Below are 18,823 nucleotides of genomic sequence, written 5' to 3'. Positions count from 1 at the left end.
GATTATCGGTGGACTTTTTTCCCACTCTCTTCCACTATATCGACAAATCCGGCCCAAGTCTTTACCCCATTTTCCGTATTTCACAAATCCCGGGCAAATTCAGGTCTTTGTAACTATATAAAATGTACCTGTCAAAATTCCCCTCCGCCACTTTTCCCAATATGTTTTTTCAAGTCCAATTTAAATAGATAATTACGGCATAACGAAAAACAGGATGTCTTCCTGCCGTAGAAGGCACAGAAGACATCCTGTAGCGGTCTATCTGATCAGGTGGCCGGAACTGCCCGGCTCACACTAACAAGCTCGCCGCGGCATTCATTCACGCCGGCTTCGGTTACCTTCACCTGGCACAGCTCGCCCTGCAGCGAATCGTCGCCGTCAAACAGCACCTGGAGATAGTTGTCGCTGAAGCCGTGCTGTACGCTGCGTCCCGCTGAACCCTTGGCGGCCCGCTCCGGAATGACGGACAAAGTCTGTCCCACGAAGCGCCGGGCATACGCCAGCTGCATCTCTTCGGAGAGATCGATCAGCTCCTGCACACGCGCATTCTTGATCTCCTCATCCACCTGATTCAGCATCCGCGCAGCCGGGGTTCCCGTCCGTTTGGAATACGGGAAGACATGCATCTCCGAATAGTTGACCGCCTTCATGAAGTCATAGCCTGCCCGGAACATCTCGTCCGTCTCGCCCGGGAAGCCGACGATCACGTCAGTTGTGATCCCCACATCCGGCATGGCCTCTCGGATCAGCTGCATTTTGGCAAAATACTCTTCAGTAGTATACTTCCGGCGCATCGCCTTCAGTACCTCGTTATGGCCCGCCTGCAAGGGAATATGCAGATGGCGGCACATCTTGGTGCTGCGGTTCAGCACCTCCAGCAGCTTCTCATCAATCTGGCTCGCTTCAATGGAGCTGATGCGGACACGTTCCAGCCCGTCCACCTTATCCAGCTCCCAGAGCAGGTCGGAGAGGCGGTAGTTCTCCAGATCATCCCCGTACCCGCCGGTATGGATGCCGGTCAGCACGAATTCCTTGTATCCGGCCTCCACCAGCTGATGCGCCTGGGCGACAATCGATTTCGGATCACGGCTGCGCGAGAGCCCGCGCGACCAGGGAATGATGCAGAAGGTGCAGAAGTTGTTGCAGCCGTCCTGAATCTTCATGAATGCCCGCGTGCGGTCGGCGAAGCCGGGCACATCCATCTCCTCGAACACTCGCGTCTTCATAATGTTGCGGACGGCATTCACCGGCTGGCGGGACTCTTGAATGTTCTTCACATGGGTCATGATCTGCTCCCGGTCCTGGTTGCCTATCACCAGATCGACTCCGGGAATATCTAAGATCTCTCCGGGAGAGGTCTGCGCGTAGCAGCCGGTAACGGCTACGATGGCGTCAGGATTGCGGCGCACTGCCCGGCGGATCATCTGCCGGCTTTTTTTGTCGCCCGTATTGGTCACTGTACAGGTGTTAATCAGATAGACATCGGCGGAACCCTCGAAATCTACCTGCTCGTATCCATCATTCTTAAAGAGCTGCCAGATGGCCTCGGTATCATAGAAATTGACTTTGCAGCCCAGTGTATAAAAAGCTACAGATGGCATGGTTTAAGCTCCTCCCATTTCTCCGGATTCATATAAAATGCAGGCGGCGGCGACCATGCCTGCGGTTTCACAGCGCAAAATACGCGGCCCCAGCCCGACAGAAACTGCACCGGCTTCCTCAGCCAGCCGGCATTCCTCCGTACTGAAGCCGCCCTCCGGCCCTACAACGATCATCACTTTGGCCGCAGCCTCCTGCGGAAGCGATGCCAGCCATGGCGCGGCTGCACTGCGGAGCTGGAGACCCTCTTCCTTCTCATAGCAGAAATAGACGGCGTCATAGCTGCTGAAGCTCTGGAGCAGCTGCTTCCAGCTGAGCGGTGAATGCACCTGCGGAACAATATTCCGGTGCGCCTGTTCAGCAGCCTCCTTGCAGATTTTACGCCAGCGCTCTAGCCGCTTACTCTCCTTGCGCTCATCGTACTGCACAATGGTCCGCTCAGAGAGGAACGGCGTGAAGGCTACCGCCCCTATCTCCGTGCATTTCTGAATGACTGTCTCCAGCTTGTCCCCCTTGGGCAGACTCTGGGCGACAGTAATCTGGATGCGCGGCTCATGGGTCATGGCCAGAGGCTCCAGTATGCTCACGGTAACGAGGCCGATCTCTATGTCTGCAATCTCGGCCAGCGCCTCGCGGGACACACCATCGCTGACGATCAGCTTATCCCCGGCCTTGCCGCGCATGACCTTCGCGATATGGCGGGCGTCTTCACCGTCAATGCTAACCTTGTCTTGTCCGAACTGTGCCGGAGTTACGAAATAACGCTGCATCTCTCATCCTCATCCTGTCCGTTATTCAGCGTAAAAGCGGCGTAGTCCCCGTCAAATCAGGTCCCGGCCGCCGCTTCACACGTATCATTCATCTACTTAATAATCACATTATATTCTACAACGTTTGCCATGCACTGAAAAGTCCCTGTCCGAACTGCCGTGCTCAGACCCCGAACATTCTCAGGAACAACCGGATGAAATCCTGGCCGGTCTGGGTCGCCCAATAACTAAGCGGTTCTATCGTATAGGCGCGCAGACCCGGAATGAAGATGATCAGCAGGAAAAGGAAAACCGTCCACTGCTCATACTGCTGCAGTCTTCCCCGGATCGGACGCGGTGCGATATCCTCCACGATCCGGTAACCGTCCAGCGGCGGCAGCGGGATCAGGTTGAACACGAAGAGGAAAAAGTTAAAGTGAATGAACATGCCGAAGAACCAGATCAGCGCCCGGAGCAGCTGCTCGTTCTTGATCGAATCCATCGTACCTGTTCCCAGCAGGATCGCATAGATCAGCGCGCCCAGAATACCCAGCAGCAGATTGCTGATTGGCCCGGCGGCTGAGACGATGACACCCATCAGGCGGGGACGGCTGAAGTTGTCCCGGTTCACCGGAACCGGACGCGCCCAGCCGAAGCCCGCGATCAGCAGCAGGATGATACCGAAAAGATCGAAGTGCACCGCCGGATTCAAGGTCATACGGCCCAGCAGGCGTGCTGTAGGGTCCCCGAACTTATTGGCAAAATAGGCGTGAGCGAATTCATGCACCGTAAACGCAATAACAATCGTAATCAAAAAAAACGGAAGCTGCTGCAAAGGATATACTAAAATTTGATCCAGGGAACCCATCTCTACCTCTTTCCGGCTGTGAACGCCACCCAATCTTCTTCGCGGGTTACTTCTAAAATCTCGAAACCGGAGGACCTAAGCGTCTCCGCGACCAGTCCTTCCTTATCCTTATAAATACCGGAGGTGATATAGATCCCCTCCGGCTGAAGCGCACGATAGACATCGTCCGTGAACAGCACAATAATCTCGGCCAGAATATTCGCCACGACCACCCGGACCGGCAGAGTCACTCCCAGCCCGTCTGCCGCATGGGCAACAACAGAAACGGCCTCTTGGTCAGCCGTATTGCTCGGCCGGGCTGAAGGCCACATCTCTCCGGCTGCGGTATCCGCCGCCCCCTCCCCGCCCAGCAGCGAGAGCAGATCGCTCTCCTTCACAGTGATCGCTGACTCCAAACGGTTCAGCGCCACATTCTCGCGGGCGCTCTCCACGGCAACCGGGTCCAGATCCAGTGCCAGGACGGAGGCCGCGCCGAGCAGCATAGCCCCTACAGCAAGGATGCCGGAGCCTGTTCCTACATCGATGACTTCGTCGCCAGGGGCAATATGCTTCTCAAGCGCGCGCAGGCACAGCGCCGTTGTCGGATGCGTCCCGGTCCCGAAGGCCATGCCGGGGTCGATCTCAATAATTTTTTCATCCGCAGAGGCCGGGGTATATTCTTCCCATGTCGGCTTAATGGTCAGCCGCTCCGAGACGCGCAGCGGCTTGAAGTACTGCTTCCAGGCATGGGCCCAATCCTCCTCATCCACCGTCTTCCAGGAGATCTGTGCCAGCCCGGGGTCGATGCCGAACTCTCTCAGCTCTTCCACCCTTGGCGTCACCTCGGACACAACCGCGTCCATGTCCACCGATTCTGCATAATATCCTTTAATGACCGCTTCCCCTTCGGGGATGTCATTGAGCGGTTCATCGTATAATTCACCGTAACGTGTATCCCGGTTTTTGTTCAGTGTTCCGGATTCTTCAATGGAGACTCCGCCCGCCCCGGCCTCAACCAGCAGATTGGATATCATCTCCTGTGCTTCCTCCGTTGTATGTACCGTCAATTCTTGCCATAGCATGGTAATGAATCCTCCTAAAAGTTTGTAAGCGTTACTTCTCTCGATTCTGCTTCGAACAAACTTACTTCGGAAGCATAGACTTAAGTTTTGCGAGCATAATCTCCCTTGAAGCATGTCTTAGCTAGTATAGCATTTCTTACCCGTTCAGCGCCAAACTGCGTTCAACTCTCTATAGCAGCCGGGGTGCTGCGGCAAAAACAATCCAGCGAATGGTCATCCACCATCCCGGATGCCTGCATAAAAGCGTAACAGATCGTTGAGCCGACAAACTTCATTCCTTTGCGCTTCAGCGCCTTGCTCATCTGATCAGACTCAGGAGTGGTTGCGGGCACCTCGGCTCTATTCTTCCAGTGGTTCACCACCGACTTGCCGCCGACAAAGCTCCACAGATAACCGGCAAAGCCTCCCTCTTCCTCTTGGCAGATCTGCTGGTACACCTGTGCATTGGTAATCACTCCCTTAATCTTCAGACGGTTGCGGACAATCCCCGTATTTTGCATCAGCTCTTCGATTTTGTCCTCCCCATACAGCACGATCTTCTCCGGATCAAAGCCGTCAAAAGCCTCGCGGAAGCCCTCCCGCTTCTTAAGCACCGTATACCAGCTCAGTCCGGCCTGCATCCCCTCCAGCATCAGCAGTTCGAACAGCTTCAAGCCGTCAGTCAGCGGTTTGCCCCATTCTTCATCATGATAAGCTATGTATAGCGGGTCCGTGTTCACCCAATCGCAGCGCTTCAGTTCCACCGTGCCTCTCTCCTCTGCCTTATGATCCTTCGGCTATTCATAAGCCGTATCTACTAACTGTATACGAAAAAAAGAGAAGAACACAAGGTTCTTCCCGTTAAAATAATGTTACTATTGTCCTTGCAGCTGTACCCGTGTCTCTTTGTCCGGTTCATTGGTAGAGTAGAAGAACATGTATATTGAAGCTTCTGTGCCTTTAAAATCCTTGTATACATCCATGCTGTGATTATTTCCGTCTCCACGAAAGCTTACTGTCACTGGTTTACCTAAGATTCGATCTTTACCAGTGCCGATATGAGTCTGATTCACGCCGCCAAAATGGGGATCATCACTCTTCATCTCTACATACAGATCCGCACCCTGCATATAATAGGTCCACTGCACCGGGTAACCGCCGGTTTGCCGGATTAGCGTCTGCTTCTCGCTGGAGATGTTGGTTAATTTCAGTGGTTTCTTGTCATCCTCATGCCGGGTAACCTTATAATTACCTACAAGCGTCATGGGCGTCGTCTTTGTGATCTCAAGATCTACCGGCCGTTCGAAACGCAGTGTTCTCAGATCCTTGTCCTCCGATGTCGAATACCACAATCCGCCTTCCAGCTTCTGCCCGCCTACCTCAAGACTATAATTCACATATGGCAGCTCAGCGAATTTAGCCTTAGTCCGGATGGACACACGGATTTGTGTAGGTGTTACAACCATTTGCTCAATCCGGTTACCGGCGTCTTCCGCTTCCAGTGGCAGATCCAGAACCGTCTTCATCGTGGCGCCTGCCATCTTCTTTTTGCTTAGCTCGAAATCGAATGTCCACGGACCCTCAATATTGCGTTCAAGCTTGGTGTAGCTGAGTTTATATGCCGTCTCTGCCTGAGGGACGTCAACAGGATTGTAATACTGAAGTGAGGTATATTCCCCGTTATCTCCCGGCTTGCCCATGGCACCTGGTTGAGAGTTCTTGACAGGCTCTCCATCTCTGTATGCTATGATTTGAGGGTATGCCAAGCTCTTGGATTCCAGATCATTAAAAATCGCTGCCGTGGACAGCATCAGACGCTCATTCCCTTCTTTAAAGGGCAGAACACTGAAGGACTCCAGTCCATCCCGGTTTACCTGGAAGTTCTGCAGCTCCGGCGAGTCCGTGTCCAGCTTCAGGTCCACCTCTTGTTGGGAATAGGATTGAATTCCTGTTGCGGTCAGGCTCACCTTGACCGTCTCCTGTCCCGGACTCCAGTTCGTCTCAAAATAACCATTGTACCGTTTGTTCTTCTCATCCCACTGCTGGTAGTAGTATTCATTGTCATCGCCGTTCCCTTTTGCATCCTTAAGAGACATTCCGTTCACATTCCACATACCATTGCCCTTATCTCCTCCAACATCGAGACTATAAAGAATTACAGTCCGGTTCTCATCAGAGAGCGCTGTATGCAGTGTCAGGGTTACTCCATCCTTAGTTATCGTTTGGCCCAGCGCCTGACCCAGATTCTTGGACAGTGCAGCCTGTATACCACTTCTATGGTTGAGCAGATTACCCCAGTCGTATTGCACAGCGGCATATACAGGAACAGCCATCAGCACTACGCTGAAGGAGGCTGCGACAGTGATCTTTCGCCAGTTACGATGGCGGACCGGGCTATTTGCTCCCGCACGGCTGCCGCCCTTGGAGGAAGTATATCCGGCCTGCTCCATCCGGCCCCACATTTGCTCGAAATCAGGGTAATTCAGCTCCTGATCTTCATTTAAGCGACGCTTTAACTGCGCTTCGGTTCTGTCCATATTCTTCGTCCTCCTTCGTTATGGGCTGAACGCCCGCTTCTTCCAGAATCTTCTTCATCATACGGAGTCCCTTGTGCTGTCTGGACTTCACGGTCCCCAGCGGGATATCCAGCATCCGGCGGATTTCCTCCAGACTGAAATCATGCATATACCGCAGAGTCAGCACCGCCCTGATCTTCGCCGGGAGCCGGGACATGTACCCGGCCCATTCCAGCTTCGTTTCCTTCTGCTCCACCAGCTTGTCTACCAGCGGCTGCGGATTCTCCCTGAACATATGGAGATGGGCCGTCAGCTTCTGCTGCAGGCTGTTCCTGCGCTTCAGATGGTTCAGGCAGGTGTTGACGGTGATTTTCATAATCCACGCCTTCAGATATTCAATGCCCTGCCGCTCGCTGCGGAAGAGAGTGATGAATACCTCCTGACACAGATCCTCAGCATCGGCAGCATCATGCACCATATAGTAGCAGGTGCGGTATACCTCCTTGTTGTAGGTCTGGAATAATTCCTTGTTATCCACTTGAGCATGCCCTCCTTTCCTGTTCGTTCTGTTTCTTATAACAACTCCGGGCGGCAAAAGGTTCATTTTCAGCATGAATTCTTACTCAAAGCTTGTTCGTCGCTGCGATGAATATTTGGACTTCCGGCCGCTGTTGTCTCCAGATTTCTTGATTTTCTCCGCTGATCGCTGTTGAAATCCGGAGACTGCTAATGCTTCCGATGCTAGCTTTCCTACGGAAAGCTTTTAGGCGGACGCTATCGCTCCTACAGTTCCAAATTTCCCCTCCGCTTCTTTTTGCTTTTCGTTTATTTCTTTAGTGTTTCTTATATGTGTGTAATAAAAAAGCAGCATGTCCACCTGGTGTACACAGGCTACATACTGCTTACGATAAATTGTCCAGGAATAACTGCTCATCTTCAGAACAAGCACGTCTTAGATAATGTTCATAACCTCGCGCGCCTGGTTGTCCAGCTCCTGCGCAGAGCTTGCGATCAGCGTGAATTCATCCAGCGCCACTTGAATCTGCTGCTGGCTGAGCTGCACATTATCCTGCACCTGGTTCAGCCCAATGGATATTCTCCCGACCTCTTCTGTAATGGCCTGGACACTGTCCCGGACTTCGGTAATCTGATCCTGCACCATCGCAGACAGCTTTCTTACCTCTTTGGCCACCACATCGAATCCCCGGCCGAATTCTCCGGCATGTGCAGCCTCAATAGCTGCGTTCAGGGCAAGCAGATGGGTCTGGGAAGCAATATCCCGGATGGTCTGCACTACGCCGCGGATCGCAGCCGCCTGCTTTTGCAGACTTAGCAGGGTTTCGGTATTCTCGCTCGACACCTCGGCAATCCTGTCAATACTCAGCAGCAGCTCCTGACTCCGCTCAATTCCTTTGTCCGCACGCTGATTGAGGCTATCCGCCATTCCCTGCATCAGCTCCACGACATGGCTCATGTTATTCTGTCTCTCCGTAATGTTGGTGGCCACCTTGGATACGCCGATGACATGGGTATCTGTCTCATCGAACACCGGCATATAGGTAGCTTCCAGCCAGACCGAATTCCCCTCTGCGTCCATCCGTTCAATTTTGTCCTGGAAGCTCCGGCCAGCCATTAAATTCTGCCAGAACAACTCATAATCCGGACTGTTCACGAATGAAGGGAAGCACAGCTGGCTGTGCTGCATGCCGTACATATCCTCCGTTTTGTATTTCACCGACCGGGCAAAAATCTCATTGACATAGGCGACACGGCGGTTCAGGTCAAACCGGATCATGGCGAGATTCTTTTCCAAAGCTTTGACTACCAGTTCGTCTGTAACTACTTGGTCTGCTAGATTTTCCATGTTGACTGCTCCCTATACATCTCATTTTTTAACTATTATGCCGGACGATACTCGCTTATTTCACTTTACTCTTATTAACGGCTGTTTCGGCTTTTAAAATGATATGGTTTTTCTAATTCCCTATCTTAATCCCCCATACGCTGTCCTTCCGGTACGCAGCCGCTTCCTGCAGCTCTGGAAGTCTCGTATCCTGCGGATAATGCCGCTCCAGATACTGGACGAAGACCTGGCGCAGGCCGATCTCCTTGTCCAGCTTATTGAATTCATTGGGATGCTTTTCCATTTCGGCGATAGAGGCTTCCCAGCGTCCAAGATCTGCGGCCTCCGACTGCTCTGATTGGACCTTATCAGCGAGCATTCGCAGCTCCTGATAAGCTTGCTTTATTTTGGAGGAATAGACCTGCTTCTGGTTCAAAAAGGTTAACAACGCAACCAGCAACGCCAGCCCCACCCACATTATTACTGTATTCACTTATGTATCCTCCCGGCTTCGCATATCACTCCATTATACACGCCACAACACAAAAATACCCCACTTGCGCAGGGTATCGACAGCAACAATTCGCCTGTTCATCTCTTCTTGACTTTACTGAATTATTCCTTCTTCATAATCTCGTCCAGCTGCCGCTTGTCCGCCTCACGGGAACGGTCCATGGCCTCTATATCATCCTGGTCTGCTTCAGCCGCTGAGAATTCAACATCCTCGGCCTTCGCCTCATAGAGCATTTTCATTTTTTCGGTTTTGGAAAAGATTTTCGAGTTCTCTCTGTCCATAGCTTACCATCAGCCTCCAATGTATTATCTGATTCTCTCAGCTTCAAATCATTCCGCCGGCTTCCTCAATCAGCGACATCGCCTGACCATGGACAGACGCGTCGACAATAACTGTCAGCAAAATATTTCTGCCTGTCGGTCCGCCATCCCCGCCGTGACTCATTCCGCTCCCGCTCGTATGCGCCGCAGCTAATATGCCCGTATGGTCACTGACTGCCGTCATCGAATCCATGCTCGCCAAATTGCCGGTTACCGGATTCACTCCCGGCTCCTGCCTACTCCCCCCAAACCTGCTGAACCGGTCAATCGAAATCTCCTCTGCACGCAGTGCCTGCAGCTTACGCGAGACCCCTTCCGCTTCTTCCGGGGTTTTAAAGTAGGCCAGTATACTTTTTTCAGACATCGGAATTCCCTGCTTTCTGCCTGGTATTCACTCGTTCAAGCTTACTTGGGTATTTTGGATTTTCGGACAGGAATTTATACATTGGGGTTTGCTGTGACTCCAAAGAAAATTCAGACTTCCACCCTCTGTTTTCTACAGTTTTCATAATTCTGAAGCCACACTTCTAAATTTCCAACCCTGTTTTCCGCCCAGAAACCATGTCAGTATTTATGACGAAATTTGTTTTTTTATCTGTTTTCTTGTATTTTTTTGTCTATTAAATTATCTCCACTAGTTTAAAAAGCCTAATTGTGTCAACTAACATTCCACATAAAACGAAAATATTCTCAAAACTCTATAAATTTTGTGTGGATTTTACAAATAACCAGTGGTAAAATCTTCTTAATATTTTTCCTAGTAATCTTGACGGAAATAAACCGGATTAATAGAAAAGGAGAATCCGCTACTGTCGTGAAGCAGGAGAGATGTGAGCCAGAACCAACATCATATTGTGGAGGGGATTACATTTGGAGTGGTCAAAATTACCTCGTAAGCTATCATTACTAACATTATCCTTAGGTGTAGCTGCAAGTATGATTCCGGGCGCGGCCTTCGCCGCCAGCAGCTTGAAGACACCCGTATCAGGCAATCATCTTCCAGCCTTGATTCCAGCAAATCAGCCTTATATTTCTCCACAGATTAACACCAAATCCTCAAATCTTGTCCGGGTTATCGTTCAACTCAGCGGCCAGCCTGCTGCCGTCGGCAAGTATGCCGCCAAACAAGGGATCAGCGCGCTCGCCAGAACAGCGACCGAAGTTGCGGTGAACAGCCAGCAGGCCGATGTGCTGGACCAGGCCGAAACCAAGGGCATTGACCTGTCCGTCAATTACAAATACGACACCGTATTGAACGGCTTCGAGGTCACGGTTCCTGCAGACAAAATTCCTGATCTGGCCAAAATCCCCGGCGTAACTTCCATCTATCCGAACAGCACCTGGTATGCTCTCCCTGATCAGACAGTGACCGAAGTAACTTACAGAAACGACAATGCTCCCCTGAAGCAGATTCATGCGGACTGGGCGGCTGACCAAGGCCTCACCGGAGCCGGACTGAAGGTCGGTGTAATCGACACCGGTGTTGACTATACGCACCCGGATATTGCTGGGGCTTATAAGGGCGGATATGACTCCTTTTACCAGGATAATGATCCCTATGAAGAAGTTCCGCTTACTCCAGAAGAAGATACCGAATATGGTGTAGGCTATGCGGGAACTTACCACGGTACGCATGTAGCTGGCACCATCATTGGTCAGTATGCAGCTAAAGGCGATGTTGCGCAAAAAGGCGTAGCTCCGGGAGCGGAACTGTACGTCTACAAAGTGTTAGGCCGCAATATTGATAAACCCAACACTTCCTCCGGGTCTTCCGCTCAAGTCATTGACGGGATTGAACGTGCGGTGAAGCAGGGCATGGATGTCATCAACCTGTCGCTCGGCTCCGATTCCGAGAAGGATGTCAATTCTCCGGATTCCATCGCGATTAATAATGCTGTACTCTCTGGAGTGACTGCTGTCATTGCGAACGGGAATAACGGAGAAGCAGGTTATTTCTCTATGGGTTCCCCGGCTGCCTCCCAATTGGCCATTTCAGTAGGTTCAGTAACCAGTCCTATTGATGCGTACTCCGGCGAATTCAAGGCAGAAATTGCAAACTCAGTAACTTCTGTTACTTATGATACCTACTTTCCGTTCCATATGATGGCGTATGAGCTGGCAAATGATGATTTCGCCACTATCATTGGTACTAAGCCAGTACGCGTTGTGTATGCTGATCTTGGAGCGAAAGAAGATTACCCTGCCGAAGATATCAGCGGTTCCATCGTGTTGGTATCACGTGGTGAACTGGGCTTTGTAGACAAAATTGCGAATGCTAAAGAGCGTAAAGCTAGAGCAATCGTAATTTTCAACGGAAATGCTCACAAAGTGGATGGTAAGAGCGAAGCTATTCTAGACGAAGACTACGAAGATCGTAGTGACTTCATTGGTGTGAACCTAGGTAATAGTTACCAAAGTATACCTACGTTTGACATCGAAGGCTCCAAAGGACGCCAATTAGCCAGAGCGATTCTGAAAAATGGCGATAATCCAACCTACTTCACTTTTGGGCCAGAATATCACCATGAAATGACAACAGGTGATACAATGAGTACTTTCTCTTCATTAGGACCAAACTTTGACGGTAATCTAAGCATCAAGCCGGACATTGTTGCTCCTGGTGACGGAGTGCTGTCTACGTGGCCAGCTTATGGCAAAGGCCATCCGGAAACAGATTATTCCAAAGCATACAATCGTATTAGTGGTACAAGCATGGCAACACCACATGTGGCAGGCTTAGCGCTGCTAATCAAACAGAAACATAAGGACTATACGCCATTTGACATTCGTGCCGCTCTGGCGAACACGGCAGACCCTGTTTTCTACCAGGGTGATCCTGAAGACTTCTATCTTCAAGGTCCTGGACGCGCTAATGTAGAAAATGCCATCAACACACCGGCACTGCTGCAGGCGATTGAGCCCATCTCCATTCTGGACAAGAACTTTGTCCCTCAGAATGTGATCAACTACAATCCGTCCACAAGCTTTGGCACATTGCTGCCAGGTTCTGAAGATACGAAAGTCCTGCAGTTGAAGAATATGAGTGATAGCACGCTCACCTATTCAGCTTCCGTGGAATGGAATTATGGTGATCCTAAAGTATCTGCGGCTCTCGACAAATCATCGGTAACTGCAGCCGCGAAAGGTGCCTCCACGTTCAACCTGAAGGTTACCGTTGCTGCTGATACCGAGCCACAAATGCTGCAAGGTAATATCGTATTGAAAGCAGACGGCCAGCCAACACTTCACTTGCCATTTGCAATCAATGTAGATAAGACTACCGAACAGCCTAGCTGGGGTACAGGCATTCAGGAAGCTGCACTGAGCCAGCCGATTGTCTACACCAATTCAAGTGCTATTCTGAACTATAAGCTGAAAGCAAAAGATATTAACTACTATGAAGTGAATCTGATTGGCTTGGATGATATCAAGAAAGGCTCCTTCCAGGTATCCACTACAGGATCACCAGATGAATTCTTTGAGCCTGGAAACTATAGCACAGTGATATCATCCACCTATCACCCATATGACCACAATGGTGATCCAATCTTGGATGCTTACGGCAACCCTGCGGTGGCAGGTCTTACAGACGGGGTGTACAAGCTTGAAATTCTTGGAATCACTGCTGAGGACAATACAAAGACACCGATCAAGATTGACTACAACAATGATGAATACTACAGCACCTACACCTCATTCCGCTTTATCACTGTCTCCGACAGTGGAAACAGTGGCGGTGGCGGTGGCGGTGGCGGTGGAGGTACAGTAGTAACGCCGACTCCTGTAGTGGTTCCAGCTCCTGTAAAGTCCCTTGTTGAAGAAGGCGTTCAACAGGTAACGGTAACACCTCTAACTGCATCGAAAGATGGTGTAACAACAGTTACCGTCAGTGACAGCGATCTAAAAGCCGCTCTTGCTAAAGCTTCTACTGTCAAGACAGCCGTTGTTATCTCTCTTATCAGCATCTCAGATAAGTCTGCTGAACTGAGCCTGACTGCTGATCAGGTGAAGTCGCTGGCCGCCATTCAAGCAGGCAGCACCATTATCGTGAATGTTGGCGGATCTGCTGTAGCCTTACCGGTATCCTTGCTTGCAGCTTCCCCTGCGGACCAGAGCTTCAAGCTTGTGATCAAGCAAGAGCAGGATGCAGCCAGCAAGCTGATTGCAGGTACTCCGGGTGCCAAGGTCATCGGAACTCCGGTATCCTATGAAGCTTCATGGACTACAGCTACAGGCAGCACTTACTTGAACGTTCCAACCAACGTTTTCATCAAGCGCACCTTTACTGTACCTGGGAAGATTGAATCGAAGACTGCTGGTGTACTGTTTGAAAAAGATGGACTGGTGACCCCGGTTGCTTCTGTCTTCACACCACAGGCAGATGATACAACCCTTGTGACCGTAAGCCGTCCAGGCTTCTCCGTGTATGCAGCAGTCAGCAAACCGGCAGCAGCCTTCACAGACATCGCTAATTCTAAATCAGCTGTTGCCATCCAGACCTTGGCCGACAAGCTGATTATCCAGGGAACCTCAGCAACAACCTTCGCGCCGCAGAGCAATCTGACCCGCGCTGAGTTCACCGCATTGTTGACCCGAGCACTGGGTCTGCGTACGGATGCTTCTGGTGCCTTCTCGGATGTGAAAGCAACCGACTGGTATGCCAAGGATGTAGCTGCAGCTTCCAAGGCCGGCCTGATTCTAGGTATCGGCAATGGCAAGTTTGCTCCAACCCAGAAGGTAACCCGTCAGGAGCTGGCCGTCATTCTGGACAGAGCAGTGAAACTGACAGGCACTGAACTGAAGGCTGTTGCTAATCCTTCGTTCACAACCTACTCCGACAGCGCTAAGGTAGCCCCTTACGCCAAGGACAGTCTGCAAGCCCTGACCAAAGCCGGCATCTTCGCCAGCGAGTCGGGAATTGCCTTTAATCCAACCGCTCCGGCCACCCGTGAGACAGCAGCCACTGCACTCTATGAATTGCTGAGCAAGAGCGGATTGATTCAGTAGTAGAACCAACTTCTCTAAACGCCAAGTATAGAGAAAGTAAAACTAAATCCCCTTCGCTTCCAAGTCAGGAAGTGGAGGGGATTTAACTTGTTTTGTGTTATCTTAGGGGGATTGTCTATTTCTTTTTTACATACACAATTTCATCAATGCAACTCTCTAAATTTGTCAAGCTCTGTATTAGTTTTTCTCTATTGCATAAGTCTTACCAGACGTAAAGCGATAGGAAAAATGTATTAAACTGTCTTTTTTTGATTCAAAATTTAACATTGTTGGTTTGCAAGAGATTGATACATCTTCAAGATCAAGAATGGATACGTTCTTCATTATTGAAAAGGAACCTCCTTCGATAATTCGAGAACCATTTGCGATTACTTTGATGATTTTAATTGATCCTGATAATTATTATTTTCGGAAGGTAAAGGTGATTAAATAACATGGATAATAAAGTTGTAGCTAGGGTTAGCTGGATTCCAACGGAACAAGGTGGGAAAAAGAGGTTTCCTTTAATAAACTATTCAACAGCTGCACATTTTCATTATGATTTGGCAGATCGGGATTGGAGTGTTGTACTAAATATTATTTCAAACCATGATAACTATGAAACACTCTGTAATATAGAATTTTTGTTTCCTGAGAAGGCACCAGAAAATTTGCTTTTTGTAGGAAGTAAATTTGAACTTTATGAACATAGAAAAGTTGCAGATGGAGATATAATTGAAATCGAAAAAGAAGACTGTAGTTGAACTACTCGTATAACTTCTTAAATTCATCCATAATTTCTTGTAAGTTAGCAAAATCCGAATTATCTATAAGCTCTTGAACTGAAATCTCCTCAGTATTTTGCACCCTCTTGCCAAAAATATCTCTCATTTTTCTTCTCATTTTGCTAAGATAGACAGTGAATTCATTTTTAACTTCTTCCTCCTTAACATAACCAGCCTGTATATCCAGTTGGGTATATATGTGAAATAAGATTTCCACTAATTCTTTCTGTATCCACTTTTCATTATCAAGTAATTCCTGCAATTCACTCATTAATCCAAAAAGCTCGCTGAATGCAGTTTTATTAATAACTTTTTTTCTAAGTGGTACCACTATTTTAATGCTGATAGCTTCAAGTGAAGCAATGATTTCTTCTACTCTTTTATCCATAGCTCCTCCTTAATTCGTTATTAGCAAAAAGCCCCCAATCTCCTCTTCCAGATTGGGGGCTTGCTCTAGTTGCTACACTATATATTCCTTATCCTTCAGTCTCCCCGGAAAGCCTTCTTCACACGGTCGAAGAACGACTGCTCCTGCTCATGCGTGTTCTCTCCGTTATGGGAGGCGAACTGGCGAAGCAGGTCCTTCTGCTCTTCGCTGAGCTTGCTAGGTGTGACTACGATAACACGGACATGCTGGTCACCGACGCCATTGCCGCGAAGATGCGGAACTCCTTTGCCTTTGAGGCGGAAGAAGGTACCAGTCTGGGTGCCTGCCGGGATCTTGAGCTTCACCTTCTCGGTCAGCGTTGGGATCTCAATCTCATCACCCAGAGCCGCCTGAGCGAACGTCAAGGGAACCTCGCACATAATATCGTTGTTCTCGCGCTCGAAGAAATCATGATTCTTCACGCGGATTACAATGTACAGATCTCCGGCCGGGCCGCCGCGTGTGCCGCCTTCGCCTTCACCGGTCATGCGCAGCTGTGCGCCGTCATCGACACCGGCAGGGATACGCACATGGATCTTACGCTGTCTCTTGACCTTGCCCTGGCCTGCACAGGTGGTGCATTTCTCTTTGATGATCTTGCCTGTGCCGCTGCAATGGGAGCAGGGACGGCGGTTACGCATCTGTCCAAGCGGTGTATTCTGTACGAATTCCTGCTGCCCGCTGCCATGGCAGACGGAACAGGTCTCCGGCTTCGTACCCGGCTTGGCTCCGGAGCCAAAGCAGGTATCGCAGGTCTCCGTGCGCGGAATGGTAATATCGGTCTCTTTGCCGAACACCGCTTCCTTGAACTCAATGGTCATTGTATACTGCAAGTCGCCGCCGCGCTGTGGTGCATTCGGATCACGCCGTCCACCGCCGCCGCCGAAGAACATATCGAAGATATCACCAAGACCGCCGAAATCTCCGCCACCGCCGCCAAAGCCGCCGCCCATTCCCTGATTAGGGTCAATATGCCCGTATTGGTCATACCGCGCACGCTGTTGCCCGTCGCTCAAAACGTCATAGGCTTCCTTAACCTCTTTGAACTTGGCCTCAGCATCACTGGCCTTATTCACATCGGGATGGTACTGGCGCGCCAGCTTGCGGTAGGCCTTCTTCACTTCGTCTTCTGAAGCATCTCTCCCGAGGCCCAGAACCTCATAATAATCACGTTTATCTGCCACTGCTTTCACCTCCGTACATCGTCAATTTCCCCTGTATACATGGTAAAAGGAAAGCCAAAACACGGGATGCCCCGGTATTGACCTTCCCTCTCACCACATTAAAACTTATCGTCTAAGGTTACCCTTGATTCTTCTCATCGTCAACCACTTCGTAATCTGCATCTACCACATTATCTTTCTTGGCATTGCCTTCAGAAGCATCCTGACCCGCTTCAGCGCCCTGCTGTTCCTGTGCAGCCTGCTCATACAGCTTCACGGACAACTGCTGTACAATCTCATTCAGCGCCTCTGTAGCGGCAGTAATTTCTTCCAGGTTGTCGGTTTCAAGTGCAGCCTTAACCTTGTCCTTGGCTTCATTAGCTTTGTCGATCTCGGAAGCATCGACCTTGTCGCCCAGATCCTTGATTACTTTATCTGTGGAGTATACGAGCTGGTCAGCACCGTTCTTGGCTTCAACCAGTTCTTTACGCTTGCGGTCTTCCTCAGCGTGCAGCTCGGCATCCTTCATCATCTGTTCCACTTCTGCGTCGCTCAGACCGCTGGAAGAAGTGATGGTGATCTTCTGGCTCTTGTTGGTGCCTTTATCTGTTGCAGAGACATTAACGATACCGTTGGCATCGATGTCGAAGGTAACTTCGATCTGCGGTACGCCGCGCGGTGCCGGTGGAATCTCGTTCAGCATGAAGCGTCCCAGCGTCTTGTTGCCGTTCGCCATCTCGCGTTCACCCTGCAATACGTGGATTTCCACGCTAGGCTGGCTGTCTGCGAAAGTCGAGAAGACCTGCGATTTGCTTGTAGGGATCGTAGTGTTGCGCTCAATCATCTTCGTGAATACGCCGCCTGCAGTTTCAATACCGAGGGACAGCGGAGTTACGTCGAGCAGAACTACGTCTTTTACATCACCAGTCAGTACGCCCGCTTGAACAGCAGCACCCAGGGCTACTACTTCATCCGGGTTAACGCCCTTGTGAGGCTCTTTGCCGGTAAGTTTCTTGATCGCATCCTGTACTGCAGGAATACGGGTAGAGCCGCCGACCAGTACGATTCTGTTCAGGTCCGCAGGCGTCATACCAGCATCCTTCAGCGCTTGACGTGTAGGGCCCAGTGTACGCTCAACCAGACTTGCAGTCAGCTCGTCGAACTTGGCACGGGTCAGGTTGATCTCAAGGTGCTGAGGCACTCCGTCAACCACTGTGATGAACGGAAGCGATACTGTAGTTGTAAGTACGCCGGACAGCTCTTTCTTGGCTTTTTCCGCAGCATCCTTCAGACGTTGAACAGCCGCCTTGTCCTTGCTCAGGTCAATGCCTTGCTCTTTCTTGAATTCTGCTACGAGATAATCCATAACGAGTTGGTCAAAATCATCTCCGCCCAGACGGTTGTCACCGCTGGTAGCCTTTACTTCAAAGAAGCCGTCGCCCAGCTCAAGGATGGATACGTCGAAGGTACCGCCGCCAAGGTCATAGACCAGGATGGTGTGATCTTCGGATTTCTCCAGACCGTAAGCAAGAGCAGCTGCTGTTGGCTCGTTGACGATACGCAGTACTTCAAGGCCGGCGATTTTACCTGCATCCTTGGTAGCCTGACGCTGGCTGTCATTGAAATAAGCAGGAACTGTAATAACCGCCTGAGTTACAGGCTGGCCCAGATAAGCTTCAGCATCGGATTTCAGCTTCTGAAGGATCATAGCCGAGATTTCTTGAGCAGAATAGTCTTTGCCGTCAATGCTTTCTTTGTGGCCTGTACCCATGTGGCGCTTGATCGAAGCGATCGTACGGTCCGGGTTCGTAATAGCCTGGCGTTTCGCCGTTTCACCGACGATGCGCTCGCCGTCTTTCTTGAAGCCTACAACCGATGGGGTTGTACGCGCGCCTTCCGGATTCGGGATAACGACGGCTTCGCCGCCTTCCATAACGGCAACGCAAGAGTTCGTGGTTCCTAAGTCAATACCGATAACTTTACTCACTGTAATGTGCCTCCTCAGAAATAATG

Annotated in this window: 16 protein-coding genes; 2 read left to right on the top strand and 14 right to left on the bottom strand. The window is 50.4% G+C overall.

The window, feature by feature from the left end:
- Nucleotides 1–266: 266 nt before the first annotated feature.
- From mtaB to NST04_RS11920, 11 genes are all read right to left on the bottom strand, one after another.
- Complete coding sequence (mtaB, locus tag NST04_RS11970) at nt 267–1,601, bottom strand: tRNA (N(6)-L-threonylcarbamoyladenosine(37)-C(2))-methylthiotransferase MtaB (RefSeq protein ID WP_341184412.1); 1,335 nt, start codon at nt 1,599–1,601, stop codon at nt 267–269.
- Nucleotides 1,602–1,604: 3 nt separating this feature from the next.
- Nucleotides 1,605–2,369, bottom strand: a complete 765-nt coding sequence (locus NST04_RS11965) for an RsmE family RNA methyltransferase (protein ID WP_341184411.1) — start codon at nt 2,367–2,369, stop codon at nt 1,605–1,607.
- Nucleotides 2,370–2,532: 163 nt separating this feature from the next.
- Nucleotides 2,533–3,216, bottom strand: coding sequence for a site-2 protease family protein (locus NST04_RS11960; RefSeq protein ID WP_341184410.1), 684 nt, complete (start codon nt 3,214–3,216; stop codon nt 2,533–2,535).
- A 2-nt stretch (nt 3,217–3,218) separates the two neighbouring features.
- Entirely contained in the window at nt 3,219–4,277 is a 1,059-nt protein-coding gene (gene prmA / locus NST04_RS11955) for a 50S ribosomal protein L11 methyltransferase (RefSeq protein ID WP_341184409.1), read from the bottom strand.
- A 161-nt stretch (nt 4,278–4,438) separates the two neighbouring features.
- On the bottom strand, nt 4,439–5,020 hold the full coding sequence (locus NST04_RS11950) for a DNA-3-methyladenine glycosylase I (protein ID WP_341184408.1): 582 nt from the start codon (nt 5,018–5,020) through the stop codon (nt 4,439–4,441).
- 111 nt (nt 5,021–5,131) lie between these two features.
- A complete protein-coding gene (locus NST04_RS11945; RefSeq protein ID WP_341184407.1) occupies nt 5,132–6,793 on the bottom strand; it encodes a DUF4179 domain-containing protein in 1,662 nt (553 codons plus the stop codon).
- The gene (locus NST04_RS11940; RefSeq protein ID WP_445667914.1) at nt 6,753–7,250 is read right to left on the bottom strand and encodes an RNA polymerase sigma factor; all 498 of its coding nucleotides are present in this window, start codon (nt 7,248–7,250) and stop codon (nt 6,753–6,755) included. Before NST04_RS11940 ends, NST04_RS11945 begins: the two co-directional genes overlap by 41 nt.
- A 474-nt stretch (nt 7,251–7,724) precedes the next feature.
- Entirely contained in the window at nt 7,725–8,636 is a 912-nt protein-coding gene (locus NST04_RS11935) for a methyl-accepting chemotaxis protein (protein WP_341184405.1), read from the bottom strand.
- Nucleotides 8,637–8,748: 112 nt separating this feature from the next.
- Entirely contained in the window at nt 8,749–9,108 is a 360-nt protein-coding gene (locus NST04_RS11930) for a hypothetical protein (protein ID WP_341184404.1), read from the bottom strand.
- Between the two features lie 122 nt (nt 9,109–9,230).
- The gene (locus tag NST04_RS11925) at nt 9,231–9,368 is read right to left on the bottom strand and encodes a YfhD family protein (protein ID WP_445667885.1); all 138 of its coding nucleotides are present in this window, start codon (nt 9,366–9,368) and stop codon (nt 9,231–9,233) included.
- A gap of 85 nt (nt 9,369–9,453) precedes the next feature.
- The gene (locus NST04_RS11920) at nt 9,454–9,813 is read right to left on the bottom strand and encodes a hypothetical protein (RefSeq protein WP_076154203.1); all 360 of its coding nucleotides are present in this window, start codon (nt 9,811–9,813) and stop codon (nt 9,454–9,456) included.
- A gap of 572 nt (nt 9,814–10,385) precedes the next feature.
- Between NST04_RS11920 and NST04_RS11915 the strand changes: the two genes are divergently transcribed.
- Both NST04_RS11915 and NST04_RS11910 read left to right on the top strand, forming a co-directional pair.
- Nucleotides 10,386–14,456: a S8 family serine peptidase gene (locus NST04_RS11915; RefSeq protein WP_341184403.1), complete on the top strand. Its 4,071-nt coding sequence runs from the start codon at nt 10,386–10,388 to the stop codon at nt 14,454–14,456.
- 434 nt (nt 14,457–14,890) lie between these two features.
- Nucleotides 14,891–15,199 carry a hypothetical protein gene (locus NST04_RS11910; protein WP_341184402.1) on the top strand — a complete coding sequence of 103 codons (309 nt, stop codon included), beginning with the start codon at nt 14,891–14,893 and terminating at the stop codon, nt 15,197–15,199.
- 1 nt (nt 15,200) lies between these two features.
- Here NST04_RS11910 and NST04_RS11905 read toward each other — a convergent pair whose 3' ends face one another.
- The 3 genes from NST04_RS11905 to dnaK all read right to left on the bottom strand — a co-directional run bounded on the left by NST04_RS11905 (nt 15,201) and on the right by dnaK (nt 18,797).
- Nucleotides 15,201–15,608 (bottom strand): hypothetical protein, encoded by a 408-nt coding sequence (locus NST04_RS11905; RefSeq protein WP_341184401.1) that lies wholly within the window; start codon nt 15,606–15,608, stop codon nt 15,201–15,203.
- Nucleotides 15,609–15,703: 95 nt separating this feature from the next.
- Nucleotides 15,704–16,831 (bottom strand): molecular chaperone DnaJ, encoded by a 1,128-nt coding sequence (dnaJ, locus tag NST04_RS11900; RefSeq protein WP_341150572.1) that lies wholly within the window; start codon nt 16,829–16,831, stop codon nt 15,704–15,706.
- Nucleotides 16,832–16,949: 118 nt separating this feature from the next.
- The gene (gene dnaK, locus NST04_RS11895) at nt 16,950–18,797 is read right to left on the bottom strand and encodes a molecular chaperone DnaK (protein WP_036732232.1); all 1,848 of its coding nucleotides are present in this window, start codon (nt 18,795–18,797) and stop codon (nt 16,950–16,952) included.
- Nucleotides 18,798–18,823: the final 26 nt, after the last annotated feature.

It is taken from the genome of Paenibacillus sp. FSL H7-0756 (genome assembly GCF_038006765.1).
Classification (GTDB): Bacteria; Bacillota; Bacilli; order Paenibacillales; family Paenibacillaceae; genus Paenibacillus_AQ.
Note: the sequence above shows the minus strand (reverse complement) of the source record. Positions and strands in the feature narration are given on the sequence as shown.

Bases quoted from the DNA above. Each gene is read 5' to 3' on its own strand.
- mtaB (WP_341184412.1), bottom strand. From the start codon at position 1,601: ATGCCATCTGTAGCTTTTTATACACTGGGCTGCAAAGTCAATTTCTAT.
- NST04_RS11965 (WP_341184411.1), bottom strand. From the start codon at position 2,369: ATGCAGCGTTATTTCGTAACTCCGGCACAGTTCGGACAAGACAAGGTT.
- NST04_RS11960 (WP_341184410.1), bottom strand. From the start codon at position 3,216: ATGGGTTCCCTGGATCAAATTTTAGTATATCCTTTGCAGCAGCTTCCG.
- prmA (WP_341184409.1), bottom strand. From the start codon at position 4,277: ATGCTATGGCAAGAATTGACGGTACATACAACGGAGGAAGCACAGGAG.
- NST04_RS11945 (WP_341184407.1), bottom strand. From the start codon at position 6,793: ATGGACAGAACCGAAGCGCAGTTAAAGCGTCGCTTAAATGAAGATCAG.
- NST04_RS11940 (WP_445667914.1), bottom strand. From the start codon at position 7,250: ATGGTGCATGATGCTGCCGATGCTGAGGATCTGTGTCAGGAGGTATTC.
- NST04_RS11935 (WP_341184405.1), bottom strand. From the start codon at position 8,636: ATGGAAAATCTAGCAGACCAAGTAGTTACAGACGAACTGGTAGTCAAA.
- NST04_RS11925 (WP_445667885.1), bottom strand. From the start codon at position 9,368: ATGAAAATGCTCTATGAGGCGAAGGCCGAGGATGTTGAATTCTCAGCG.
- NST04_RS11920 (WP_076154203.1), bottom strand. From the start codon at position 9,813: ATGTCTGAAAAAAGTATACTGGCCTACTTTAAAACCCCGGAAGAAGCG.
- NST04_RS11915 (WP_341184403.1), top strand. From the start codon at position 10,386: ATGATTCCGGGCGCGGCCTTCGCCGCCAGCAGCTTGAAGACACCCGTA.
- NST04_RS11910 (WP_341184402.1), top strand. From the start codon at position 14,891: ATGGATAATAAAGTTGTAGCTAGGGTTAGCTGGATTCCAACGGAACAA.
- NST04_RS11905 (WP_341184401.1), bottom strand. From the start codon at position 15,608: ATGGATAAAAGAGTAGAAGAAATCATTGCTTCACTTGAAGCTATCAGC.